A 22,811-nucleotide genomic window follows, 5' to 3' on the forward strand; every position below is an offset into this window, starting at 1 on the left:
GCTAAGCCGGTTGCAGAGGCCGTAGCGGCCTGAACTTCCCCGCGCCGATCTTGGCGCTGCTGCGCCATAGGTAATCACCGGTCAGGTTGATGTGCTCCCAGCCGAGTGGCGACAGGTACTGCAATAGCGAGTCATCGACGGCATGACCATTGCCGCGCAACGCATGCGCCGCACGCTCCAGGTAGACCGTGTTCCACAGCACGATGGCCGCCGTCACCAGGTTGAGGCCGCTGGCCCGGTAGCGCTGCTGCTCGAAACTGCGGTCACGGATTTCACCAAGGCGGTTGAAGAACACGGCACGGGCCAGCGCATTGCGCGCCTCGCCCTTGTTCAGCCCGGCATGCACGCGGCGGCGTAGCTCGACGCTTTGCAGCCAGTCGAGGATGAACAGCGTGCGCTCGATGCGGCCCAACTCGCGCAGCGCGACGGCCAAGCCGTTCTGGCGCGGGTAGCTGCCGAGTTTCCTGAGCATCAGCGAGGCCGTCACCGTGCCCTGCTTGATCGAGGTGGCCAGCCGCAGGATTTCGTCCCAATGGGCGCGGACGTGCTTGATGTTGAGCGTGCCGCCGATCATCGGCTTGAGCGCGTCATAGGCGGCATCGCCCTTCGGGATGTAGAGCTTGGTGTCGCCCAGGTCGCGGATGCGCGGCGCGAAGCGGAAGCCCAAGAGGTGCATCAGGGCGAAGACGTGATCGGTGAAGCCCGCCGTGTCGGTGTAGTGCTCCTCGATCCGCAGGTCGGATTCGTGGTACAGCAGGCCGTCGAGCACGTAGGTTGAGTCGCGCAGGCCGACATTGACCACCTTGGTGTGGAATGGCGCGTATTGGTCGGAGATGTGGGTGTAGAAAGTCCGTCCTGGGCTGCTGCCATATTTTGGGTTGATGTGCCCCGTGCTCTTTGCCTTGCTAGCGGTTCGGAAATTCTGTCCGTCCGATGATGATGTGGTGCCATCGCCCCAGTGCCCGGCAAAGGGATGCCGAAACTGAGCGTTGACCAGTTCAGCCAACGCTGTCGAGTACGTTTCGTCGCGGGTATGCCAGGCTTGCAGCCAAGCGAGCTTCGCGTAGGTCGTGCCGGGGCAGGACTCGGCCATCTTGGTCAGGCCCAGGTTGATCGCGTCGGCCAGGATCGTGGTCAACAACAGGTTCTTGTCCTTGGCCAGATCGCCCGATTTCAAGTGCGTGAAGTGCCGGGTGAAGCCCGTCCACTCATCGACTTCGAGCAGCAGTTCGGTGATCTTGACGTGCGGCAGGACCATGGCTGTCTGGTCTATCAGCGCCTGCGCGGTGTCGGGCACCGCCGCATCCAGCGGCGTGATCTTCAAGCCCGACTCGGTGATGATGGCATCCGGCAGGTCGTTGGCTGCCGCCATGCGGTTGACGGTGGCAAGTTGTGCTTCCAGCAGCGTCAGCCGCTCATGCAGATATTGTTCGCAGTCGGTGGCCACGGCCAGCGGCAATTCGCTGGACTGCTTGAGGCTGGTGAACTTCTCGGGCGGTACCAGGTAGTCCTCGAAGTCCTTGAACTGGCGTGAACCCTGCACCCAGATGTCGCCCGAGCGCAGGGAGTTCTTCAACTCGGACAGCGCGCACAGTTCGTAGTAGCGCCGGTCGATGCCGGCGTCGGTCATCACCAGTTTCTGCCAGCGCGGCTTGATGAAGCCGGTCGGTGCATCGGCTGGCAGCTTGCGGGCGTTGTCGGTGTTCATGCCGCGCAGCACCTCAATGGCATCAAGCACGTTTTTGGCGGCGGGCGCGGCCCGCAGCTTGAGCACGGCAAGGAATTCCGGTGCATAGCGGCGCAGGGTGGCGTAGCTCTCGCCGATGCGATGCAGGAAATCGAAGTCATCGGGTTGCGCGAGCTTCTGCGCCTCGGTGACGCTCTCGGCAAAGGAATCCCAGGACATGACGGCCTCGATGGCGGCAAACGCATCGCGGCCTGATTGCTTGGCGTCGATCAGCGCCTGACCGATGCGCCCGTACAGACGTACCTTGGCGTTGATGGCCTTGCCTGACGCCTGGAACTGCTGCTGATGCTTATTCTTGGCAGCGTTAAACAGCTTACCCAGGATGCGGTCGTGCAGGTCGATGATTTCGTCGGTGACGGTGGCCATGCCCTCGGTGGCCAGCGCCACGAGAGTGGCGTAGCGCCGTTGCGGCTCGAATTTGGCCAGGTCGGCGGGTGTCATCTGGCCGCCCTCGCGGGCAATCTTGAGCAGGCGGTTCTGGTGAACCAGCCGCTCGATGCCGGTAGGCAGATCGAGTGCCTGCCATGCCTTGAGGCGTTCGATGTGTTCCAGCATATGCCGCGAATTTGGCTTGGCCGGAGACTGGCGCAACCAAGCCAACCAGGTCGTCTTGCCGTTGTCCCGGCGCTTGAGCAGATCGTCGAGGCGGCGGCGATGCGCGTCCGCCAGTGGTTCGGCCAAGGCGTCGTAGATGCGCCGGTTAGCACGGGTGATCGCCTCGGCACTCGCCCGCTCGACGGCGTTGAGGGCGGGCAGAATGACCGACTGCCGCCGCAGGTGCCCGATCAAGGCGCTGGCCAGCACGATGCCTTTGTCGGTTTGCATCGCCAGCTCGGTCAGCATCTGGACGGCCTGCCGGTAATGGCTCATGGTGAAGGGCCGGAAACCGAACACGGTTTGCAGCTCGCTCAGGTGCTCGCGCCGGGTCTGCTCCCGCTGGCCGTACTCGTTCCAGCTTTCGACGCCGACCTTGAGCTGGTCGGCGACCAGCTTCAACAAGGGCGGGAACGGTAGTTCATCGACGCCCAGGATGACGCCGGGAAAGCGCAGGTAACAGAGCTGCACCGCGAAGCCCAGCCGATTGGCTGGCCCGCGCCGCTGTCGGATGATCGAGAGGTCGGTATCGTTGAATGTGTAATGTCGGATCAGGTCGTCCTTGGAGTCCGGCAACGCCAGCAGGCTTTCCCGCTCGGCGGCGGACAGGATGGAACGACGTGGCATATTTACTGATCCGTTCTCAAGTATTGATACAGGGTTTCGCGACTGATTCCGAATTCACGAGCAAGCTTGGTCTTTTGCTCGCCAGCCTCGACACGTTGGCGCAGTTCGGCAATACGCTCAGACGACAGGGATTTCTTCCTGCCACGGTAAGCCCCGCGTTGCTTGGCGAGCGCAATACCCTCGCGCTGACGCTCGCGGATCAGGGCGCGCTCGAACTCGGCGAACGCGCCCATCACCGAGAGCATCAGGTTCGCCATCGGAGAGTCTTCGCCAGTAAAACTGAGGTGTTCCTTGACGAATTCGATATGCACGCCGCGTTGTGTCAGCGTTTGCACGATCCGGCGCAAATCATCGAGATTGCGCGCCAGGCGATCCATGCTATGCACCACCACGGTGTCGCCGGTGCGGGCGAAGCTTATCAGCGCTTCCAGTTGCGGACGCTTGACATCCTTGCCGGATGCCTTGTCGCTAAAAGCGCGATCAACCTTGACGCCTTCCAGTTGCCGTTCCGGGTTCTGGTCGAAGGTGCTGACCCTGATATACCCAATGCGCTGTCCAGTCATGGAATTCCCTGCAAAATGTCAGGGAAGACTCTATGACCTTCAACGAGATATGTCAATAAATTCAAAATTCAATCCTATCCTGACGCAATTTACACATGGCATCTGACATCAGGTTAGGGTATAGCTTAACCGGACACCTCGGCCTCTGTGCCTTTACTGCTTTTCGGTACAACCGTCAAGAACAGGCAGAGCGCTCCGATAGTTATCGCCACATCAGCGAGGTTGAAGGCGGGCCAGTGCGCAAGTCGCCAATGGAAGTCAAGGAAATCAACAACCTGTCCACGCAGCACACGATCCGCGACATTGCCCAGCGCACCGCCGAGGATCAGGCTGTATCCCATCGCTTCGAGACGGGGCAATTGCTGGCACAGCATGCGTCCCAGCCAAGCAGAAACGACCAGGCCCAGCGTGATGAAAAAGTAACGTTGCCAGCCGCCAGCGTTCGCCAGAAAGCTGAATGCCGCGCCGGGATTCAGGACATGGACGAAGTTGAAGAAGGGCGTGACTTCGACCTGTTCACCGTAGGCAAACGTGCGGGTGATGGCGAACTTTGCGAGCTGATCGGTCATGACAGCACTGGCGGCCACTGCGAACCAGACCCAAGTCGATGTGCGGCGAGCCGATTGCCACACAGGGACGGCCAGCGGCATCAGCCACCCGGCGAGCGCCGTGCAACTCAATCCAAGTACCCACCCCGCCAGCACATCGGCAGGAAAGTGCATTCCGGCTGCGATGCGTGACCAACCGACCAATGCGGCGTACAACACCAAGCCGATGCGGCCACGACGGCCTATCAAAGGCCAGAGCGCGCCGACCACCAGCGCGGCATAGGTGGCATGCCCGCTGGGCAGGCTGTAGTGTCGTTCGATGCCCCCGATAACGCGCACCATGTCGCCAAAAACGGCAGGCGGGCGTGGAAAGTCGATCCATAGCTTCAAGATGGTGGCGACGAGAAATGCCAACGCAAAGGCCACGCTAAAGACTCTGAGTCTGTACCGGATGGCATCGGCCCGCGTTGGGTCAGGTGCCGACTTTGACCATCCCCACATCGCCAAGAGCATCAGTGGTGCAGTCCAGTAGTTGCCTATCACAAGGTTGAAGAACGATGCCAGCGGTTCCAGCGCTGCAGGTGTGCTCATGTTGATGGCTTGGAACAACGCGATGTTCAGACCACCCCAGTCGTAGAGAAAGAATTTCCAGCTCATTTGCGCAACAGCCTCAAGCCATTGCCAACGACGAGCAAGCTGGCCCCCATATCAGCAAACACCGCCATCCACATGGTCGCTTGACCCGTGAAGGTCAGCACCAGAAATACTGCCTTGATGCCAAGGGCCAGCACAATGTTTTGCATCAGCACCTGCGCCGTCGCACGCGACAGGCGCACGAAGGTCGGAATCTTGCGCAGGTTGTCGTCCATCAGGGCCACGTCGGCGGTCTCGATTGCGGTATCTGTGCCAGCCGCTCCCATTGCAAAGCCGATGTCCGCACGCGCCAAGGCCGGGGCATCGTTGATGCCATCACCGACCATGCCAACCTTGCCGCTTCGGGCCAGTTGCTCCACTTCGCGCAATTTGTCATCTGGGAGTAGGTTGCCTTGCGCACGGTCGATTCCGGCTTGTGCGGCAATGGCCTGTGCCGTATGGGGGTTGTCGCCGGTCAGCATCATGGTGTTGATGCCCAGTGCGTGCAGCTCGGCGATGGCGGTCCTGCTGCTGTCCTTGATGGTGTCCGCTACGGCGAATAAGGCATGTACCGCCTTTGCGCCTACCAACATCACGACGGTCTTGCCAGCGGTTTCCAGCGCAGCGATGCGCTGCTCCAGCTCTGGTGTGCACTGCCCCAGCTCTTCGAGCATCCGGTGGTTGCCCAGATGGTAGGTCGCACCGTTGATTTGGCCTTGCACACCCCGACCGGGCAGCGCGTTGAATTCGGCCACGTCGAGCAAGGCAACCCCGTCCGTCTGCGCGGCCTGTGCCACCGCCTTGGATACAGGATGGTCCGAGCGGGCCGCCAGACTGGCAGCGATGCTGCGGCTGTCCGAGGCGAGTGCATTGCCCCATGTGACAAAGTCGGTCTGTGCGGGCTTGCCGTGCGTGATCGTGCCGGTCTTGTCCAGAGCCAGCCAGCGCAGCTTGCGGCCTTCTTCCAGATAGACGCCACCTTTGATGAGAATGCCGTGGCGGGCGGCGGCGGCCAGGCCGCTGACGATGCTGACCGGTGTAGAGATCACCAGTGCGCACGGGCAGGCGACCACCAGCAGAACCAATGCACGGTAGATCCAGTCGAGCCATGCCGCACCCATGAACAGCGGCGGCAACAACGCGACGGCGATGGCAACGCCGAATACAACGGGGGTGTACCAGCGGGCGAACTGATCGACAAAACGCTGAGTCGGCGCACGACTACCTTGCGCAGCCTCTACCGCGTGAATGATCCGGGCCAAAGTGGAGTTGTTGGCCAAGGCGGTGACGCGGTACTCGAACGAGCCGGATTCGTTGATCGTGCCAGCGAACACCGAATCACCGGGGGATTTTTCGACCGGGAGGCTTTCACCCGTGATCGGGGCTTGGTTGACGGCAGAGCGGCCTTCCAGCACCTCACCATCAAGGGCGATGCGCTCACCTGGTTTGACCCGGACGCGGGCGCCGATGGTGATTTGCTTGGCGCCCACCTCGCGCCATGTGCCGTCAGCCTGCTGTACCGTGGCCTGTTCCGGGGTCAGGTCGAGCAGGCCACGGATAGCGTTACGAGCGCGATCCAGCGATTTGGCTTCGATTACCTCGGCCAGCGCGAACAGTACCATCACCATTGCCGCTTCGGGCCAGTGGCCGATCAACATGGCACCCGTGACCGCAATCGACATGAGGGCGTTCATGTTGAGATTACGGTTCTTGAGCGCAATCCACCCCTTCTTGTAGGTGGAGAGGCCACCCGTGAAGACCGCGACAAGCGCCAGAACGACAACCGACCAGTGATTGCCGTTGTGGAGCCAGTAGACCGCCTCGGCCGCCGATGCAGTGACCAAGGAGATGCCCAGCGGCCACCAGTTGGTCGGCGTGGTCACAGGGGCGGCGGATGGAGATGCGACCTCTGCCGTGTCCACGACCTGCGCCTCGAATCCAAGCGCTTGCAGTGCCACGAGCACGTCTGGCAGAACCTGGTTCGCATGGCGTACCGACAGCGTGCGCTGCATCAGGTTGAAATCGAGATCAGCAACACCGGCCACGGTGCCGAGCTTGTTGCGGATCAACGTCTCTTCGGTCGGGCAATCCATCTTGGCAATGGACAGCTTGGTCGTCTGCTCGGCCGACGCCTGATCCATGCGCACAGCTTGCATGCCGATGGCCTTCAGCGCCTGCTCGACGGGAGACAACGAAGGCAATTCGTGTCGCACGGCCAAGGTACGTTGCATCAGGTTGAATTCAAGACCCGCCACCCCCGCCAGACCGGCCAGTTTGCTTCGGATCAGCGCCTCTTCGGTCGGGCAATCCATGTTCTCGATGCGGTACACCGCTTGAGCCGATCCGGTTGCCAGCGGGGCCGGTGCCGTGGGTTGGATGATCGGCTCAGTCGTGCAGCCACACCCCTTTGAAGCGCATTCGCTCATGAGTAACTCCTGAAAATCTTCTATTCAGCCTCCATTAAAATCTCTATAGTCACTATAGAGTCAAGTGATAATTGGAGATTGATGCATGGAAATCAGAATTGGCGACCTCGCCAAGCGCTCTGGGTGCAAGGTCGTGACCATCCGCTACTACGAGAAGGAAGGGCTACTGCCGAAGCCAGCGCGAAGCGGTGGCAACTTCCGGCTGTACGGTGAGGCGCACATTGAGCGCTTGCAATTCATCCGTCATTGCCGTTCGCTCGACATGACGTTGAGCGAGATTCGCGCATTGCTGGGTCTGCGAGACAACCCGATGCAGGACTGTGGGGAGGTCAACACGCTGCTGGAGGCCCATATTCAACAGGTGGAAATGCGTGTGTCCGCGCTGTTGCAGTTAAAACGGCACTTGGTTGATTTGCGCGAGAAGTGTTCTGGCTCTCGATCTGTAGAGGCGTGCGGCATTTTGCAAGGGTTGGGCAATTGCAATTGCCATGGTGAAAGTGCCACGAACAGTCAAACATCTGGGTAAGTAAGGGCTTAGCGTGCTTTATTTTCCGTTTTCTGAGGCGACCCCCATAAGGGCGTTCACGAATTCGCGCACCCGCATCACAAGTTCGCTGGCGGCCAGCTCCGTGAACGTCACCGCGGCGATGAACCTTGGCGCGATACCTTCGGCCAGCATCATGGCGATCCGCCCGGCCATGACGGCGGTCTTGCCGGAGCCGGCGCCGGCTTCGACGAGCAGGGACCTCTCGTGTGACGCGAGCGCGTTCCGGCGCGCGGCGTCGTCGGCCAGAGCTTGTTGCGGAGCGTCCATCACCTGGCCTCCCACACCCGGACCGCCTCGCCGAGGCGCTCGTTCACGACGACCTCCTTGCGCCTGCGATAGCCGTTGGCGACGTTAGCCGGCAGGGCGAAGGCAAGATCGTCATACGTGTCACCGGTATCGGGGCCCATGAGGGCCCGGCCGGCCCTCAGGTTGGCGCGGGCGGTGTGGAGATAGCCCGAGATCTCCCCGAGGGTTGCCGCCGGATCATCGAGCTGGAGATCGACCCGGTCGCGCAGATAGAGCAGCGAGGCGGCGATCTCGATGTCGTCTCCGAGCAGAGCCCTGACCGCAAAAGCGTAAAGGCAGCGTTGCAGCTCCTTGCCGCCGTCAATGACGATTGCGCCTTTGGGGAGCCGGCCCGTCTTGTAGTCGCGCACGAGGGCCTGGCGGCCGTCGCCGGAGATGTCGAGGCGGTCGATATAGCCGGAGATACGGAAGCCCGTATCGGGAACCTCGACAGGTGCTTCGGCGTCCCAGGGAACTTCGCCATCGGACTTCGGCTCCGAACCGCCGAAGGGGACTTCGCTGTAGGAACGGGCATCAGCCAAGTGCGCGTCGTCCATGGTCAGGGCGTTGCCGGCCAGGATGCGGGCATCTTCCAGGGTGCGTGCCCAGATTATCCTTGGCGGCACCGGCCTCCCGGCTTCCCATTCCCCCACTACTTCGGCCGAGGCGGCCTCGATGGCACCCGCGATCCGGGCTTCGTCGGCCGCCGCTAGCCCGCCCTCCGCTTCGAGGCGTTGCAAGGCGCGATCGAGGACCATATGGACGAGGTCGCCGAGGCCCAAGGCGTCGAGAACGAGCGGGTCGGTGCCGCTTTCCGGCTCGCGCCATCGCATGCCGTACTGCCAGACATAGCCCAGCGGGTTCCTGAGCAGGCGGCGCAGAGAGCTGGCCGACTGCGTGCGCTCCAGGATCGCCAGCAGGATGGGATGTTCGGCGCGGACAAGCCCGTCATGGGGCGTGACGTCCTGGAGATGCCAGTCCCGCCAGCAACTCACCGCAGCGACAGCCTGAGGCACGCCCGCGAACTCCTCCGGCCGCGCCAAGAGCCTGTCGGTCTCGCTCATGGCGTGGAGCGGGACGGCATTGCCTGGAAGATAGGCTTCCTCCGGCTGGCCCTGGAGCAGGACGCTCCGGCCGAGAAGACGGCCGTCGCTGTTGCGCCGGGCGCGGGATAGCACAACCTGGCTCCCGGTTGTCGCCAGAATCGTCTCGAAGTCGCGGCGATCCGCTGAGGCGACCGGAAGGGGATCGAGCTCGGCGGTCGGAATGATGTGATCGGCGAGCAGACGATCTTCCGAGATTCCGCGCGGCCACCGCAACGAATTGAGGCCGAGGAGCCGCACGAATGGCCGCGGCGATGCCGCAAGCGCGCTGGCTGGCATCCAGGCGACGGTGATGCAGGCTTCCAGCCCGTCATCTTGCTTGAGGGTGTCGAGGGTCATGTCCAGCGACGCGGCTGGACCGGCCAGCAGCGCCTTGCGCCAGACCGCCCGTGCCCGGCCGGTCAACAGCGCCTCCCCGGCTTCGGCGGCGGCGTCAGTGCCCCGCTCAAGTAAAGCGATTATGGCGCGCAGGGCGTCGTTGTGGTCCTGGCCGTCTGGCCAGTCGGCGGGTGTGAGCCGGCCGAGGAGCTGCGCCCAGGCTTCGGGCGACGCCAGGGGTGCGTCCGCCGGCAGGACGCGCGTCCAGCCCTCCGGCAGCGCGCCGATGGGCCCCGGATGCGAGCCGAGCAGCACCGCCAGCCGGCGTATCCTTGTCTGGGAGAGGCCCCGCACAAGGATGTCCGCCAGGGCCGCGGCTGCCTGCCCTTCCCGGGTCGCCGTCACCTTGACGCCATGGACGAAATGCAGATCGAGATTGGCGTCCGCGCGCAAGGCCAGGAAATAATCGTCATAGTCCGCCGGCATCGTCGCTGCGATGGCGATGTCTTCTGGTTCGGCCTGTCCCGATGCCAGCAATTCCCGCGCCCAGCGCATGGCCTCGATGGCCTCGTGGTAAGCGGTGGACGCGCTCACGGCCCTGATCTCGGGAGCCAGCGGCTCGACGCGCTCAATCGCGACGGCGCTGCCGTCGAGCCAGGCCGGAACGGACCGGGGTCCGGCGATCCATCGGACCGGCGAGTGCTCGGCGAGGGCGCGCAGAAGCGGCCGCCAGCAGGGGGACAGCTCGGTGATCCCGACGATTTCAACCGGTCCCAGCAATGCCGGCGCGTGGGCGAGACGCGGCATGGAAGCGGCGACCAGGTCCGAGGGACGCATCATGGAGGGCGGAAGGCGTTTGAGAACCGCTTCTTCCAGGCGGGCAATGGACAGGATGCGCGGATGGTCGCCAGCGCGGCCCACCAGATCGAGCCCGGCGCGCCACGCCTTGTGAAGTGTGTCGGCCGCGGCGTCGACCATACCGGGAAGCTGCTTGATCCCGTCCAGCTCGCCGAGCTCGGTTTCCGGCAGGGCCTGCTGAATCGCGGCGCGAAGGCTTTCGTTGTCGATGGGGTTTGCGAATCCGCCAACCAGCGTTGCGGCCAGATACTCAAAGGTCATCACCTGAAGGCCATGCTGGCGATTGCGGGCGGCACGCAGTCGAATCTCACGCATCGCCAATCGGCCATGCGCGACGACGGTTTTTCGGTGGGGGGTCATAGAGGGCGCCATTGGGAAATGTTCCTCGGCTGTGCGGCCTACCGTTTGTTCTGCTCTATGCACCTAGTCCCTTTGTTCCCGTCGCGACCCAGGCATTCTTGGTGGAGCAGATCTCCCCTTCTTCGTTCCGCGCTCGCCGCGCACCACTGTTTCTCCGCGCGAGTTCATGGTGCGTACTGTCGCCGGATCGACATTGCGGTATCGGCCGTTCTCGTCCCAATGCCACTCGAATTCGACGGTATCGTTCGTAAACACCCACCTCTTTGCCCCAAGTGCAAGAAAGCTGTATCGCTCGCCATCGATTTCGAAACTGTGCTGGTGCCACGCGCGAGTGTTGCCGCCCTTGCTTGGCGGTCGTGACGGCTCCACTAGAAAGGCGCGATAACTATTCACCTCGACGGGCCCCACCTTGTTTCGTTTTCCGGTCATCGTAGACCTCTCGGCCTCGTTAAGTATCTGGACTGCGCTCGACGAGCTTTCTTGCCGCCGCCTTGGCCTCCGCGATCGCGTTCTCGACCTCATTCAGATTGGCGAGGCTGATCTGTGCGCGGGCTGGCGGCAAGTCTTTCAAATCGAGGTTCATCCGTTTGATGAAATAGTACGCCATCGAAAGTCGGACTTCGATTTCTCGCACTCCTTCAGGCATGTCATAGTCGCGCTGGATAGCCTGTCTCTGTTCGTCGCTTAGCCCCGGATGTGGGCAGAGCTTCAAACGTATGGTGTCTCTCCATTCAATATCGTGCTCTGGGTCGAATGACACAGATTTCAGCTTCCCCAGCCTTTCAATCCGAGTAAGCACAAAGTCTCGGAATTCCTCGCGCTCGCAGCACCATGCCCGCGCGTGCCACCTGTGGCCGTCAAATGCAAGAGCGTGCGGAGCCATGTCACGCCATCGCGAGCTGGTCAGCGACTGATACCGGACGTTAAGCGCCTGCCGGCCGCGAATTGCTTCGAGAACTCTCCGCAGGACTTCCGGTCGAACATCCCGCCCGATCTCGGGCGCAATGTCGACGGCGGGGATTGAACTGAACCACAAATCATCACGCTGCAAAACTCCGTTTACCCAAGCCCAGAGTTGCAGGAGCACTCGATTCGCGGAAATTTTCAGGAATTTCGGCTTAATTTTACTTGAAGCGACGTACCTCTTTTCTGTCGCGTTGTATTCGATATTGTCGCTGGCAGCCTCTCTATAGTTCCTCAAGTCGACCGATGCTTGGGGGGTCGATATATCGAACCTCTCCTCAAGGTCACTGCGATTTACGTGTCCCTCCCAAAAGAGCCGCCACTCGATGAACTCCATGCGCTGGGCGAGGTGTCGCCGCGGCTGGTCGTCGGTCTCGGTCATCGAAACATCCCTATTGTTTCTTGACAGGTATAGCATCTATACCCATATAGTTGCAAGATGCATAATGGTAGACGGAGGCCTTCTTTTTGGCGGCCTCCCGACAAGGCACACCGGAATAGGTAAGAGAGTGGTAGACGATGCGGCAAATGGCGACGGTGCAAGCTAACGATCTGGCCCTGCCGAAGGGCATTCAGCGGAGCCGTCCCCTTCCGGACGCGGCGCTCGGCGCCTTGTGGGACTCCATCATCCTGGACGAACGCCTCAAGTCGCAGCTCCTGTCCCAGGCGATATTAAGCTTCACGCTGCGCGGCAAGGTCGATCGCAGCGTGATCCCCTTGCATGGCGTCATCCTCCTGGTTGGACCGCCTGGGACCGGCAAGACTTCGCTCGCCCGCGGTCTGGCTCATCGGACCGCCGAGTCGTTTCAAGGTGGCAAGTTTCGACTGCTGGAAGTCGAGCCGCATATGCTGACCAGTTCTGCTATGGGCAAGACGCAGCGCGCGGTCTCGGATCTGTTTTCGCAGTCCATTGCAGAGGCCGCCGCCGGAGGACCGACAATCGTGCTGCTCGACGAAGTTGAGACGCTGGCAGCCGACCGATCGAAGATGAGTCTGGAAGCGAACCCGATTGACATTCATCGCGCCACTGACGCCGTGCTTGTACAGCTTGATGTTTTAGCCGATCAGCATACGAACTTGCTGTTCCTCGCTACCAGCAACTTTCCGCAGGCGGTCGACAGCGCGTTCACATCGCGGTGCGACCTGGTCATGCATGTCCCGTTGCCGGACCGTGAGGCTTGCAGTCGAATTTTGAAGGATTGCCTGACGAAACTTGGCGCAACCTACTCCGCAATCGCCAAGCTGTCGGCATCGCCGCAGTTCGAAGGTTGCGCCGACGAATGCGTCGGGCTCGACGGGCGGGCGATCCGCAAAATGGTGGCTAACGCGCTCGCCAGCAGCCCACAAACCGCAATGAATCCGGAACGAGTCACCATCGAGGACCTGTTCGCTGCGGCGCGTGCCGCTAAGGCGAACCGCGTTCAGGGAGTCAAAGCTTCATGACCACCGTCGCCAGCCGCACCTTTCGTAGCACGCCTCAGCGCGACGCATTGCAGACTTGGACTGCGATCGTCGATCTGTTGACGCAATGCAAAACCGGCGCCGCGCGGTCGGAGCTGCTTGCCGTCGCGGGCGTCGCCGCAAGCATGATCGCGGACCAAGCGCCCAAAGACGCGGCGATAGTCACCACCTGCGACGGTCCCCGCACGCGCATCTATTGTATTTATGACGACGACGCTATCGAAGGTTCGGATGCCAAGGAAGACGCCCTGGGCTTCGATCCGTTGAAGGGCGATTGGCGGGTGTCTCTTCCCTGCCCGGCAGACGATCTGGCTTGGGTGGAGGGCGCGCTGAAGCAGCACAGCAGCCGTATCACGGCGCGCGACCTCGACGCCGCTGTCACTATGGACGACGCCGCAAGCGCGACGAAGACAGAAGGTCTTGTTCTCGATCCGAAAAGGTTCCTCGGCTCATGACCAGCGTCGCCGTCAACACCTACACCCACTCCGTCACCTATGTGGCCGACAACATCCTGAAGAGCTTTAAGGATATCATCCGGCTGAGCGGGCTCGATCCGAGCAATCTCGTGGCAAGTTGGGGAACTAACATGCGGGCGCTGCGGACATGGCTGGACAGTGGCGACCTGGAATGTGTCGTGTTGGAGGTGTTCAATCCGAAGACGGGCGCCCTCATCGTCCGGTGGGATATCGACGTCGTCTACAACTGGTCGTCCGGTGACGGAAGCTTTTGGACGGACACCGAGCAACTCAAGTATCACATCCGCAAGGCGGGCTTGGCGCCCAGCGACGCCAGATACGAGATGCTGATGCATACCAAACCTGGGCGGCCCGATGTGACGGGCTGGTCTAGGGGAGCTTATCGCTCCACCGACGGCATGGTGCGGCACAGCCTCGGCTCGACGATCGAGCACTACGGCCTTGGTGGCAACGCGGCCTATTGGAGAAAGACGTGATGCTGACGCTCGACGAAGCGTTCCGGAAATTTAAAAGTAGGCTTGAGCTGAACGATAAAGAGCAGAAAAACGCGTCGGCACGACACACAGAGGTGCGCGACTATCTCGTTACCAAATTTGAGATCGAGCGCAGCTTCTTGACTGGGTCTTATGCCCGCTACACAAAAACGAAGCCGCTGAAGGACATCGACATCTTCTTCGTGCTGAAAGAGTCCGAAAAGCATTATCGCTCGAAGGCACCCTCGGTGGTAATCGGTGATTTCTATGATGCGCTGGTCGATAAATACGGGAATGGCGCCGTGCGGAAGCAGAGCCGCTCGGTGAACGTCGACTTTGGGGTCGTCGTCGACGCCGAAGATAATACTAATTATCGGGTCGTCAGCGTTGACGTGGTGCCGGCGTTCGCCGCCGGCGACGACTATGAGATCCCCGATAACGATACCGGAAAGTGGATCAAGACGAATCCAGAGACACATGCAAGCAAGGCAACCGCAGCGCACCAAGCCTATTCAAACGAATGGAAGGGGCTGGTTCGTATGGCTAAGTATTGGAACAACAATGCACGACATGGTGAAAAACCGGTCAAGCCTTCGTTCCTGATAGAGGTGATGGCGCTCGAGTGCCTCTACGGCGGCTGGCAGGGTCGCTTCGACTATGAATTTCAGGGATTTTTCTCGACCCTGGCCGACCGTATCACAGATGAGTGGCCCGACCCCGCAGGCCTGGGGCCTGCCATCAGCGACGGGATGGATGACGCTAACAAGCAACGCGCGCGAGACCTGTTGATGGCTGCAAGCCGAGACGCGACGATCGCTATCGACCATGCGCGGCGCGGGCGCAATGGCGAGGCATTGAAAGCGTGGCGCGCGCTGTTCGGTCCAAAGTTTCCGCTCTCGTGATGTGTGGGTGTCATAATGGCTGATGCCGTAATGGCGCGTTGGCACGGCGACAACTATCAAGCGCGCATCTTTTGGGAGAATGCGTTTAATCTGCTACTACCACACTCGTGCGTGGTCGAAGTTACCTTCGAGGCAAACGGCCCGAAGGCCTTTGATGACGTGGTGGTCAAATACGATCCGCCCGTTGTCCGCTCCGGTCCCGAGCGTGTGTCGGCCGAGTACCATCAGGTCAAATGGCACGTCCAGACAGGTGGGCGGTTCGGATATGAGGACTTTGTCGACCCTGATTTCATCGGGGCACAGTCTTTTTCACTTTTGGAGCGGCTTCAACAAGCGCGTAAGACGGCGCCGGCCTCGGCGCATTTCGCTTTTCTCACGACTTATCGCATCAAGGACAACGATCCGCTTGCTAAGCTGATATCGGGCCACGACAAAACATTGCTCATCGAGCGCCTATTCGACGGCACGACCGATCGAAGTCGCATGGGCAAGGTGCGTAAATGCTGGCGGGAACATTTGAAGTTAACGAACGACGATGACCTCCAGACTGTCGTTCGCGGCCTACGCGTGCTCGATGGCTATCGTTCGCTCGAGGAGCTGCGCGCCGAGATTAATCTCAAGGCGCAGGTAGTGGGAGTGTTAGCGTGCAACGCTGCCGATTCCGATTTTCGATACGATGAACTGGCACGACAGTTGAAAGTACGGCAGTTGAACGCACTTAACCGCGAAGCGTTTTTGCAGCTCTGCCGCGACGAAGGACTACTGGTTGAACGTGCAGAGGAGCCCGATCCGTTTTTGTCAATCGCTGTCCGCAGCTTTCTCGGGCCAGCGGCCGACATTGTTGGGGCGGCACCTGAACACACACTGTTGCTTACAGACGATTTTCGGCACCGCTACCTACAGGACGATCGTGAGTGGCAGCGGGACATACGACCGAAGGTCGAAGCCTTTCTGCGGGACGCGGTGAAGAAATCCGCACGATTGCGCCTCATTTTGGACGCACACGCGTCGATCGCCTTCCTCGCCGGCGCAGTGCTCGATTTGAAGTCTGGAGTCCAAACGGAGCTTGTTCAGAAGGGCCGCGTAGGCATCAAGACCTGGAGGCCAGACGATGGATCTGCGGCCAAAGGTCCGCGCTTCGAAGTCGTCGATGAAGCTCTTGGAGGTGGACACGAAATCGCGATTTTGATCAGTGTTTCGCAACCCGTGACGGCACAGGCGCGAGCCTATGTGGCAGCGCACCTGCCCGACGTTGGAAGATTGATGTCCTTCGCCATGCCGACTGGCCCAGGTCAACAAAACGTCGCGGGTGGGGAGCACGCCGCCACCCTTGCAGAACAGGTGTCAAACCATTTGCGCGAAGTGACGGCTGACGAACCTGACGCGACGGTTCATATTTTTGCGGCCGCTCCAAATAGTCTTTTGTTCTTTCTAGGGCAGCACCATCAAGCCATCGCTCCCTGCATTATTTACGAGTTCGATTTCGATAGGCAGGCGCACAAGACTTACCAACCGTCATTCGTTATTGATTGACGTTCGACGTCTTGTGCGAGGATTCCATCCACCGTCTGGAGACCAACGGCCTGGCATATGGCCGCCGTCGATGGCCCCATGAGCTGCCGGCATAATGAAATCACTGATCTCGCGAATGACCGTCGGCAAATCCGGCTCGTCGATCAGCAGCGGCTCGCGGGCGAGGAAGGAACGCCATTGTTGCGCCTTCTGCGGATCGTCCGAGAAGGCAGCGGTCAAGGACGGCGGACGCTCGGGGGGAACTGAGGTCCCGCGCCTCTCGAATGTGGCGCGGATTGCAGCGGCGAGAACTGCGCCTTCGAAGGCAAAGAGCCGCGACATTGCAAGCAGGTCGTAGAAGTCTTTCATCCGGCTGTTCGCGAGGTCGAGTGCAACCATGGCCTCGAATTTTTCTGCCGCCACGGTTTCACGCGGATAGGCGTTAAGCCTGGGCGCTGGCTGATCAAGAAGAACCGGGTATTCGAGCTCAGATGGACCCGGGGTCACGATATCGCCAAAACCGACATCAATCTGGATCGGGATGACGGCGGTCCCGAGCCGCGCCGATGTACGCAAGCGGACGCCCCCATAGAGTTGATCGTCACGAATTGGTTCTGCGACGATTTGCTCGGCATCGAAACTCAACCCGTCTTCCTCAACCTCCTGAACGCAAATGTCCCGGAAGATTCCAACGAGGCGCTCGGCTTCACGATCGCCGAAGGAAAGAAGGTCAACGTCGCGCGTCATTCGGAACGGATCTTCAAGCCAAGCGGCATAAAGCATGGCGCCCTTGAGAACGAAGCGGTCTTTGTGAGGAGAGACGCTCAGACGGAAGAGAAGCCTTTCCAGCGCGTAGCGCGTAAGCATGCGCTGGAAATTCGCCTGCTTCTCCTTGGCGACGTTTTGAAGCCGCGCGCGCACCGAAGCGGCGATATTCGTTGCCTTACGCGCCATCGGCAACGACCGTTTCGAGATATGGCCTCAGGACCGACCAGATGCGGGTGTCACGGGCGTATCGGATGATCTCCGCTGGCTTGGCCTTGCCCGACTTTATGACATTGTGCAGTCCCTCAAGCGCAACGTCGAAACCGACGAGCTTCCTGAACCGAAAACAGTCCACGACAGTTTTGGCCGGGTCGAAGATCGGCACCGACACGCCATCGACGGTATGGGTTTGCACGCCGAGCGAAAGCGCCTGTTCCCCGAACCGCACGATGCGGGTTGGGGGGTATTCGATCTTGGGCTTTCTCGCCTTAGGACCTATAGCGACCCAGACTCGGCTCGGCGTCTGGAGCGTGAGGTCATGGAACTGGAGGGCGGAAATAAGGCAGATGACTCCTTTCGGTACGCGCTTGGCGACTTCGGCCAGGTCATGTGGCGCTGTGATGTCGGCGTCGGTGAGCTGATAGAGGCCACGGGAAACCCGAGTGAGAACGCCCTCGTCCACCAGCCGCGAAAGTGTTTCCGGGTGGACCCCGGCATCGCTCAGCTCGATGCGACGCATGGCGCCGCGCTCCTTGAGAAGCTCGACGGCCCGTTCTTTCTGCGATATCTCGGTTGTAGCGGCCATGTGACAAAACGTCGGAAGTTAGAGTCTAACAACCGACGTTTTGTCACAAACTGGCCTGTAGGAAAAGCGAAAAAGCTCCTGTTCGGCCCCTTCTTACTTGAGCAGCCTCTTGCCCGGCTATTCCTCCCGGAAGAAATCGACAGGTTTCGCGCCAAGCGCCTCGGCGAGCTTTTCCAGCATATCCACAGTGGCGGCGTTTTCCGAACGCTCCACCATTCCGACATAGTTACGGTTAATCTCTGCACGGTCGGCAAGCTCTTCTTGCGACATCCCCTTTTCCTGCCGCAAGTGCTTGAGATTCTGAGCTACGATCCGCCTCAACTTCATGGCGAAAGGCAGCCCGAATACCTAGTATATTGCCACCTAGTATATTAGGTATTTTGATAACCTCCATCTGGATGCCTCAGTTTCTGCGACTCTTACGCTTTACGCCATGCCCTTGACCGTGACCCTGACTGCGTACTTTCGGCCGGATGCCGCTGCCGATCCGCTGATAGGGCCTGAGCGGTACGTCGCCGGATTCGAGGATCCAGACGGCGAGCCGTGGGGAATATCCGTCCCACTGGAGCCGGATGATGTGGATGCAGTCGTCCTAGCCGGGATCGCATTCTCGATCTCGATGGAGCTCGACGGGACGCTCCTGATCGAGGCGGAAGGACGCGGGGATGCCGCCAATGAGGCGATCGCGAAGAGGGGCCATTTGGCCCGGTTGCCATTAGACGAGATTGTTCGGGCGGCGCTCGATGCTGACCTGATGGTGATGGAAGACGATGCCGAAGCGGCGCTGGGCACGCTTCGCGGCCGACTTCTAGAAGCCATTGAACTGGTCGATCAGGCGCTGAGCGAAGAAGAGACTTAGGACAGTCGCTTCTTCGATCGGTGCCGCTCCGGTCAAACGTCCCGCCGGTTCCAGATGAGGAACGCGGCGCCGTCTTCCTCGAACAGCGCCGCTCGAATGGGCTCAGGGAAGCTCGGATCGTCAAGCTGGACGCTGAGATAATCACGCGGCTCATCGCCGTTCGTCTGCGCCTTCCAGGCGGCGCCGAGTTCGGCACGACCGGCATAGACCCGGAAGTCTGGTGCGCCTTCGCTCTTCTTGCTGTCGTTCGCGACGATCCTGGCCTTGACGTTAACCGTCAGCGTCCGGATCGTGCCGATGTAACCATCCTTACCAGCCGTAAAGCTTCCAATAGTAGCCATCGTTAAGCCTCCTTCGCTTGAGTTGCAGTTGAAGATGGGCGCGTGTCGGAGAGTTCCTTGCGCGCCCGTTTGAAGCTGGGGTCGGCGTTCATGAACGCCTCCAGCATGAAGGGAATGAGGTCGGCGACGCTCTCCTTCTGGCCGTAGGCCCGGCGATAGATTTCGGCGTAGTCGTTGAGCGCCGCCTTGAGCTCGGCGTCGGCCGTGAAGGTGATCTTGACGGCCTCGCGGTCGGGAAGCTTGTCGAGTTTCAAGGTCATCGAATGACTCCCAGATCGCGATAAGGTCTGAGCACCATGTCCTTGTTGACGATGATGCGAAGCGGCCATCCGGGGCGGATGGTGATGGTGGGCTGAATGTTGAGGTTGCGCTCGGTGATGCGCTGACCGACCTGATTGGCGCTGTCCTGCGAGGACTCTCGGATCGCTTCGACGAGATCGTCCTCGTCATCGCCGAAGGTAAGCTCAGTGCCGACGCCAAGCAGGGTCGAGAGCACGATGCCCTTCAGAAGCCGCCAGGTGTGGAAATCGACCTCATCCTCGAGTCCGGCATAGCCGGCGGTGTCGGTCGCGGGCAGGTTCTCGATCACCACGGAGGAGCCGTCGGGCATGATGATCCGCTGCCAGACCACAAGGGCCCGGTCCTGGCCAAAGGCGACGACGCTGTCGTAGGTGCCGATCACACGCGACCCCTGCGGGATCAGCAGATAGCGGCCTGAAACGGTGTCGTAGATATTCTCCGTGATCTGAGCGGTGACGCGGCCCGGCAGATCGGAGTTGATGCCGGTGAGGAGGCTGGCCGAAATCACAGTGCCGGCCATCACCTGGTAAGGCGACGCCGGGTCCTGCAGCGCGTGAGGATTGTAGATGCCGGAATCGACACCCTGGTCCAGAAAGTCGAGCTTGCGGCCCTGCAGGTTCTGATCGTTCTGAAGGTCTAGCTCCAGCGGCCCGCGTGGGTCGCCCCCTCTTGCAACATCGAAGGGATTGCGGTCGGCCGGCGCGGTATCGGGCGCAGTGGGTATCCCCGCCCCTGAGACATCTGCCTGAATGGCGCCAGCCGTGCCGGAGGTGAGTTGGAAAAACACACCCGCTTCGCGGCCCTGCTGGGCAAGGCGTGCTTGCCGGATGCGTTCCGCGCGGGCCGCATCATCCTCCGGACTCGGACGAAACGGCAACGCCGGTGCTGGTTCGAGTCCCAAGTCCCGTTCGGCGCCGACGACGGCGGGTCCGATATCACCGGGCAGCGGCGGACCAAGCTCGATGGGCGGCCGCGGGATATCGCTGTAGCGCCGTGGCAAGGCCTCCAGGCCGTCAGGCGTCGGATTGTTCTCGGTCCGGTAGAGTTCACGCCCGGTATCGTCGCGGTCGAACAGACGCGGCGGATCGAGCGCGAAGATCGTCGCGCCGAGGATCAACAGCAGTCCGGTGCCGGAGAGCGCGATCAGCACCCGCCGGTTGATCCGCGTTACCGGTCGTGGCGTGGCGCGCAACGCCAACTCTTCCGGATCGACCTTTTGCGTGCTCGTTTGGGGTGGATCGGGGATCGATCGGTCGTCTTCACGCGATGGCGTCATCGATGATCCTCTTGATACAGAAATCGGTTGTGGCTGACCTCGGTGTCGTTGTTACGGGGTCGGCTCGACACGGCAGGACGGCCATCGGTGCGCGTGATGCGCACAACCTGTTGCGGGTCTTCACCCAGACGCAGCTCGGCGGCGGCGAAGAGCCGATCGACAATGTAGTAGCGGCCGCGGACCCGGTAGTTGACCAACTGGTTCTCGCCGTCCGGTCCGATGACGAAAAGCGGCGGGGCCTCGCCCTGGTCGAGCCGGGCCGGGAACTGGATATAGACCTTGTGGGTGTCGTCGAAGACGCGCACCGGCCGCCAGGGCGGCGTGTCGCCACTGACCGCATAGCGGAAGCGCAACCTGTCGATATCGAGACCGCTATCGATGACACGGTTGGCGGCCTCCTCGGCGGCCGTGTTGCGGCGCGTAAGAGCGAGGAGTTCGTCTCGGGGATAGTGCCAGGAGACCGACGCCATATAGGTCTCGGGCGTGCTGGTGAGCTCCAGATGATAGGCGCGCCGGTCAGTGATGATGACGAGGTTGGTCCGCAGATTCTCGGCGATCGGCTTCACCAGTACATGGGCGCGCGCGTTGTCCCCAGACCCGCTCACCGTATCGCCGATCACCCAGCGGACGGTGTCGCCGGCCGAGACGGCGACGATCTTCTCTCCCGGCTGGAGGGCGATGTCGCTGACATTCTCAGGCGCCGTGTAGAGCTGGTAGAGCGCGCCTTCCGTATAGGGATAGACTTGAATTGCGTTGATGTAGCCGTCCGCCGTCGGCTCGACCGCGGCGGCCTCGTTCGCGTCGACTACCCGGTCCTCCGGTGGTTGCCCATCTTCTCCACGCGGCGCGCGATCGCCTGGTAGCCGTTTCAGCTGCCCGGGAAGCGGCAGCGGCTCGGGTAAGGTTACGACCTGGACGGGACGCGGCGGTTCGGCTGTCAGCGCGGCCGCATTGAAGTCTTCCGCATCGTAACTGATCTCGGGCGGCAGCTGCTTGGTCGCGCAGGCAGCCAGAAAGACGGGCGCCGTGAGGATGAGTAGTTTCTTCATGGGGTATCTCCGGAGATAAGGTCGCGGCTCCAGTTGAGCGCGTGGACATAGATGCCGAGGGGGTTCTTCCTGAGCGCCTCTTCGTTGCGCGGGCGCTGGAGCACGATGGAGAGGACGGCGGTGTAACGGGTGGTGTCGGCGAGGACGCCGTTTTCGAAGCTCTGTTCCCGCCACCGGAGTTCGAAGCTGTCGTCCGAGGAGCGCACGATGCTGGTCACTTCGACGGTGACAGTGCGCTGACCGACCCGGGAGAACGGATCGTTCTCACGGGCATAGTCGTTCAGCGTGTTGGCGGCGCGGTCGGTGGCGTAGTCGTAAGCGCGCAGCCAATTCTGCCGCACGACGATCGGGTCGATCGAGAGCGAGCGGACATTCTCGATGAAGCGCGCCAGATGGTAGGCGATCTGGGCGTCGGTCGGCTCATAGGCGGCAATCGCCGGGCCGACAGCACGGGCCTGTCCAAGCGTGTCGATCTCGACGACATAGGGCGTGATGGTGCTGCGCCCGGCTTGCCAGACGACGCCGCCGGAGAGGCCGATGGCGAGCGCCAGGCAGCCAAAGGCCATGAAGCGCCAATTGCGCGCCTGGACGCGCGCCGAGCCGATGCGCTCGTCCCAGACCTGGGCCGCCTTCTGATATGGCGTCACCGGCTCTGGCGTGTCGCCATAGGTCGTGGTCGGTCGTTTGAACATCAATCGTCGTCCCTCAATCATCATCTCTTAGTCGGGGATTCTCGCCGGAGCCCGGGCGGTCGCCATCGCGGATCGTGTGGGCCGTCACGGTCGCGCCTTCGCGCAGCCGCTGTTCTCGCCGCAGCTTCTGCGCCCAATCGGGCGCGCCGCTTGCTGCGGCTACGGCGCCGGTCGGTGCCTCACCGCCACTGGGACGCGTGCCGCCCGTCGCGGTGAAAGCGCCGCGCTGACCGTCTGCAAAGGATTGCCGCACGCCCGATGTCGCGCGTCCCGCAACGCTGCGAACGCGCTGACCGACAGCACCGGCGCCGGCGCGGGCGACGCCGGC

The 22,811-nt window shown here is 61.5% G+C and carries 22 protein-coding genes and 1 pseudogene; 7 read left to right on the forward strand and 16 right to left on the reverse strand.

All coding sequences use genetic code 11. The features are described from left to right. Position 1: 1 nt before the first annotated feature. From TH25_RS17640 to TH25_RS17655, 4 genes are all read right to left on the reverse strand, one after another. Positions 2–2,968, reverse strand: a complete 2,967-nt coding sequence (locus TH25_RS17640) for a Tn3-like element TnAs3 family transposase (protein WP_001138064.1) — start codon at positions 2,966–2,968, stop codon at positions 2–4. Between the two features lie 2 nt (positions 2,969–2,970). After that, entirely contained in the window at positions 2,971–3,531 is a 561-nt protein-coding gene (locus TH25_RS17645) for a recombinase family protein (protein WP_000147567.1), read from the reverse strand. A gap of 125 nt (positions 3,532–3,656) precedes the next feature. Beyond that, positions 3,657–4,736 (reverse strand): signal peptidase II, encoded by a 1,080-nt coding sequence (gene lspA, locus TH25_RS17650; RefSeq protein ID WP_075149163.1) that lies wholly within the window; start codon positions 4,734–4,736, stop codon positions 3,657–3,659. Then, complete coding sequence (locus tag TH25_RS17655; protein WP_034375348.1) at positions 4,733–7,138, reverse strand: heavy metal translocating P-type ATPase; 2,406 nt, start codon at positions 7,136–7,138, stop codon at positions 4,733–4,735. The genes lspA and TH25_RS17655 overlap by 4 nt, the downstream gene beginning before the upstream one ends. An 85-nt stretch (positions 7,139–7,223) precedes the next feature. Between TH25_RS17655 and cadR the strand changes: the two genes are divergently transcribed. After that, positions 7,224–7,664: a Cd(II)/Pb(II)-responsive transcriptional regulator gene (cadR, locus tag TH25_RS17660; protein WP_085595673.1), complete on the forward strand. Its 441-nt coding sequence runs from the start codon at positions 7,224–7,226 to the stop codon at positions 7,662–7,664. 18 nt (positions 7,665–7,682) lie between these two features. On the opposite strand, the gene TH25_RS17665 is transcribed toward cadR, so the two are convergent. The 3 genes from TH25_RS17665 to TH25_RS17680 form a co-directional block, all read right to left on the reverse strand. After that, the gene (locus tag TH25_RS17665; RefSeq protein WP_220151450.1) at positions 7,683–7,952 is read right to left on the reverse strand and encodes a UvrD-helicase domain-containing protein; all 270 of its coding nucleotides are present in this window, start codon (positions 7,950–7,952) and stop codon (positions 7,683–7,685) included. Then, a complete protein-coding gene (locus TH25_RS17670; protein ID WP_114089626.1) occupies positions 7,952–10,609 on the reverse strand; it encodes a PD-(D/E)XK nuclease family protein in 2,658 nt (885 codons plus the stop codon). The genes TH25_RS17665 and TH25_RS17670 overlap by 1 nt, the downstream gene beginning before the upstream one ends. 448 nt (positions 10,610–11,057) lie before the next feature. After that, entirely contained in the window at positions 11,058–11,954 is an 897-nt protein-coding gene (locus tag TH25_RS17680) for a helix-turn-helix transcriptional regulator (RefSeq protein ID WP_181847686.1), read from the reverse strand. A gap of 146 nt (positions 11,955–12,100) precedes the next feature. Between TH25_RS17680 and TH25_RS17685 the strand changes: the two genes are divergently transcribed. Genes TH25_RS17685 through TH25_RS17705 form a run of 5 tightly spaced genes read left to right on the forward strand, consistent with a single transcriptional unit; the run spans position 12,101 to position 16,417 of the window. Next, a complete protein-coding gene (locus TH25_RS17685) occupies positions 12,101–13,015 on the forward strand; it encodes an AAA family ATPase (RefSeq protein ID WP_220151451.1) in 915 nt (304 codons plus the stop codon). Continuing rightward, positions 13,012–13,488: a hypothetical protein gene (locus tag TH25_RS17690; RefSeq protein ID WP_114089629.1), complete on the forward strand. Its 477-nt coding sequence runs from the start codon at positions 13,012–13,014 to the stop codon at positions 13,486–13,488. Before TH25_RS17685 ends, TH25_RS17690 begins: the two co-directional genes overlap by 4 nt. Then, the gene (locus tag TH25_RS17695; protein WP_114089630.1) at positions 13,485–13,985 is read left to right on the forward strand and encodes an HORMA domain containing protein; all 501 of its coding nucleotides are present in this window, start codon (positions 13,485–13,487) and stop codon (positions 13,983–13,985) included. The genes TH25_RS17690 and TH25_RS17695 overlap by 4 nt, the downstream gene beginning before the upstream one ends. After that, positions 13,985–14,884 carry a CBASS oligonucleotide cyclase gene (locus TH25_RS17700; protein ID WP_114089631.1) on the forward strand — a complete coding sequence of 300 codons (900 nt, stop codon included), beginning with the start codon at positions 13,985–13,987 and terminating at the stop codon, positions 14,882–14,884. Before TH25_RS17695 ends, TH25_RS17700 begins: the two co-directional genes overlap by 1 nt. 15 nt (positions 14,885–14,899) lie before the next feature. Next, positions 14,900–16,417, forward strand: coding sequence for an SAVED domain-containing protein (locus TH25_RS17705; RefSeq protein WP_114089632.1), 1,518 nt, complete (start codon positions 14,900–14,902; stop codon positions 16,415–16,417). Here TH25_RS17705 and TH25_RS17710 read toward each other — a convergent pair. The 3 genes from TH25_RS17710 to TH25_RS17720 all read right to left on the reverse strand — a co-directional run bounded on the left by TH25_RS17710 (position 16,400) and on the right by TH25_RS17720 (position 18,293). Further along, positions 16,400–17,350, reverse strand: coding sequence for a nucleotidyl transferase AbiEii/AbiGii toxin family protein (locus TH25_RS17710; RefSeq protein ID WP_114089633.1), 951 nt, complete (start codon positions 17,348–17,350; stop codon positions 16,400–16,402). The genes TH25_RS17705 and TH25_RS17710 overlap by 18 nt on opposite strands. Continuing rightward, the gene (locus tag TH25_RS17715; RefSeq protein ID WP_114089634.1) at positions 17,340–17,966 is read right to left on the reverse strand and encodes a type IV toxin-antitoxin system AbiEi family antitoxin domain-containing protein; all 627 of its coding nucleotides are present in this window, start codon (positions 17,964–17,966) and stop codon (positions 17,340–17,342) included. The genes TH25_RS17710 and TH25_RS17715 overlap by 11 nt, the downstream gene beginning before the upstream one ends. 117 nt (positions 17,967–18,083) lie before the next feature. After that, complete coding sequence (locus TH25_RS17720; protein ID WP_114089635.1) at positions 18,084–18,293, reverse strand: helix-turn-helix domain-containing protein; 210 nt, start codon at positions 18,291–18,293, stop codon at positions 18,084–18,086. Positions 18,294–18,405: 112 nt separating this feature from the next. On the opposite strand from TH25_RS17720, the gene TH25_RS17725 reads away from it, so the two are divergent. Continuing rightward, positions 18,406–18,825 (forward strand): hypothetical protein, encoded by a 420-nt coding sequence (locus tag TH25_RS17725; RefSeq protein ID WP_147253042.1) that lies wholly within the window; start codon positions 18,406–18,408, stop codon positions 18,823–18,825. Positions 18,826–18,857: 32 nt separating this feature from the next. Here the strand turns inward: TH25_RS17725 and TH25_RS17730 are convergent, their stop codons facing one another. The 6 genes and pseudogenes from TH25_RS17730 to TH25_RS25320 all read right to left on the reverse strand — a co-directional run. Continuing rightward, a complete protein-coding gene (locus tag TH25_RS17730) occupies positions 18,858–19,166 on the reverse strand; it encodes a DUF736 domain-containing protein (RefSeq protein WP_114089637.1) in 309 nt (102 codons plus the stop codon). 2 nt (positions 19,167–19,168) lie between these two features. Next, entirely contained in the window at positions 19,169–19,426 is a 258-nt protein-coding gene (locus tag TH25_RS17735) for a DUF2274 domain-containing protein (RefSeq protein WP_114089638.1), read from the reverse strand. Beyond that, the gene (locus TH25_RS17740) at positions 19,423–20,742 is read right to left on the reverse strand and encodes a TraB/TrbI/VirB10 family type IV secretion system protein (protein WP_114089639.1); all 1,320 of its coding nucleotides are present in this window, start codon (positions 20,740–20,742) and stop codon (positions 19,423–19,425) included. The genes TH25_RS17735 and TH25_RS17740 overlap by 4 nt, the downstream gene beginning before the upstream one ends. Next, a complete protein-coding gene (gene trbG / locus TH25_RS17745; protein WP_114089640.1) occupies positions 20,739–21,791 on the reverse strand; it encodes a P-type conjugative transfer protein TrbG in 1,053 nt (350 codons plus the stop codon). Before trbG ends, TH25_RS17740 begins: the two co-directional genes overlap by 4 nt. Further along, positions 21,788–22,483: a conjugal transfer protein TrbF gene (gene trbF, locus TH25_RS17750; protein WP_473243032.1), complete on the reverse strand. Its 696-nt coding sequence runs from the start codon at positions 22,481–22,483 to the stop codon at positions 21,788–21,790. The genes trbG and trbF overlap by 4 nt, the downstream gene beginning before the upstream one ends. 13 nt (positions 22,484–22,496) lie before the next feature. Further along, positions 22,497–22,811, reverse strand: a pseudogene (locus TH25_RS25320) (P-type conjugative transfer protein TrbL); the annotation flags it as partial.

The sequence above is a fragment of the Thalassospira profundimaris genome (assembly GCF_003326755.1).
GTDB lineage: Bacteria > Pseudomonadota > Alphaproteobacteria > Rhodospirillales > Thalassospiraceae > Thalassospira > Thalassospira profundimaris_B.

Excerpts from the sequence above, each read along its gene's own strand:
- TH25_RS17740 (WP_114089639.1), bottom strand. The coding sequence starts at position 20,742 with ATGACGCCATCGCGTGAAGACGACCGATCGATCCCCGATCCACCCCAA.
- lspA (WP_075149163.1), bottom strand. The coding sequence starts at position 4,736 with ATGAGCTGGAAATTCTTTCTCTACGACTGGGGTGGTCTGAACATCGCG.
- TH25_RS17715 (WP_114089634.1), bottom strand. The coding sequence starts at position 17,966 with ATGGCCGCTACAACCGAGATATCGCAGAAAGAACGGGCCGTCGAGCTT.
- TH25_RS17735 (WP_114089638.1), bottom strand. The coding sequence starts at position 19,426 with ATGACCTTGAAACTCGACAAGCTTCCCGACCGCGAGGCCGTCAAGATC.
- TH25_RS17655 (WP_034375348.1), bottom strand. The coding sequence starts at position 7,138 with ATGAGCGAATGCGCTTCAAAGGGGTGTGGCTGCACGACTGAGCCGATC.
- trbF (WP_473243032.1), bottom strand. The coding sequence starts at position 22,483 with ATGTTCAAACGACCGACCACGACCTATGGCGACACGCCAGAGCCGGTG.
- TH25_RS17730 (WP_114089637.1), bottom strand. The coding sequence starts at position 19,166 with ATGGCTACTATTGGAAGCTTTACGGCTGGTAAGGATGGTTACATCGGC.
- TH25_RS17640 (WP_001138064.1), bottom strand. The coding sequence starts at position 2,968 with ATGCCACGTCGTTCCATCCTGTCCGCCGCCGAGCGGGAAAGCCTGCTG.
- cadR (WP_085595673.1), top strand. The coding sequence starts at position 7,224 with ATGGAAATCAGAATTGGCGACCTCGCCAAGCGCTCTGGGTGCAAGGTC.
- TH25_RS17720 (WP_114089635.1), bottom strand. The coding sequence starts at position 18,293 with ATGAAGTTGAGGCGGATCGTAGCTCAGAATCTCAAGCACTTGCGGCAG.
- TH25_RS17705 (WP_114089632.1), top strand. The coding sequence starts at position 14,900 with ATGGCTGATGCCGTAATGGCGCGTTGGCACGGCGACAACTATCAAGCG.
- trbG (WP_114089640.1), bottom strand. The coding sequence starts at position 21,791 with ATGAAGAAACTACTCATCCTCACGGCGCCCGTCTTTCTGGCTGCCTGC.
- TH25_RS17700 (WP_114089631.1), top strand. The coding sequence starts at position 13,985 with ATGCTGACGCTCGACGAAGCGTTCCGGAAATTTAAAAGTAGGCTTGAG.
- TH25_RS17695 (WP_114089630.1), top strand. The coding sequence starts at position 13,485 with ATGACCAGCGTCGCCGTCAACACCTACACCCACTCCGTCACCTATGTG.
- TH25_RS17710 (WP_114089633.1), bottom strand. The coding sequence starts at position 17,350 with ATGGCGCGTAAGGCAACGAATATCGCCGCTTCGGTGCGCGCGCGGCTT.
- TH25_RS17685 (WP_220151451.1), top strand. The coding sequence starts at position 12,101 with ATGGCGACGGTGCAAGCTAACGATCTGGCCCTGCCGAAGGGCATTCAG.
- TH25_RS17670 (WP_114089626.1), bottom strand. The coding sequence starts at position 10,609 with ATGACCCCCCACCGAAAAACCGTCGTCGCGCATGGCCGATTGGCGATG.
- TH25_RS17690 (WP_114089629.1), top strand. The coding sequence starts at position 13,012 with ATGACCACCGTCGCCAGCCGCACCTTTCGTAGCACGCCTCAGCGCGAC.
- TH25_RS17645 (WP_000147567.1), bottom strand. The coding sequence starts at position 3,531 with ATGACTGGACAGCGCATTGGGTATATCAGGGTCAGCACCTTCGACCAG.
- TH25_RS17665 (WP_220151450.1), bottom strand. The coding sequence starts at position 7,952 with ATGGACGCTCCGCAACAAGCTCTGGCCGACGACGCCGCGCGCCGGAAC.
- TH25_RS17680 (WP_181847686.1), bottom strand. The coding sequence starts at position 11,954 with ATGACCGAGACCGACGACCAGCCGCGGCGACACCTCGCCCAGCGCATG.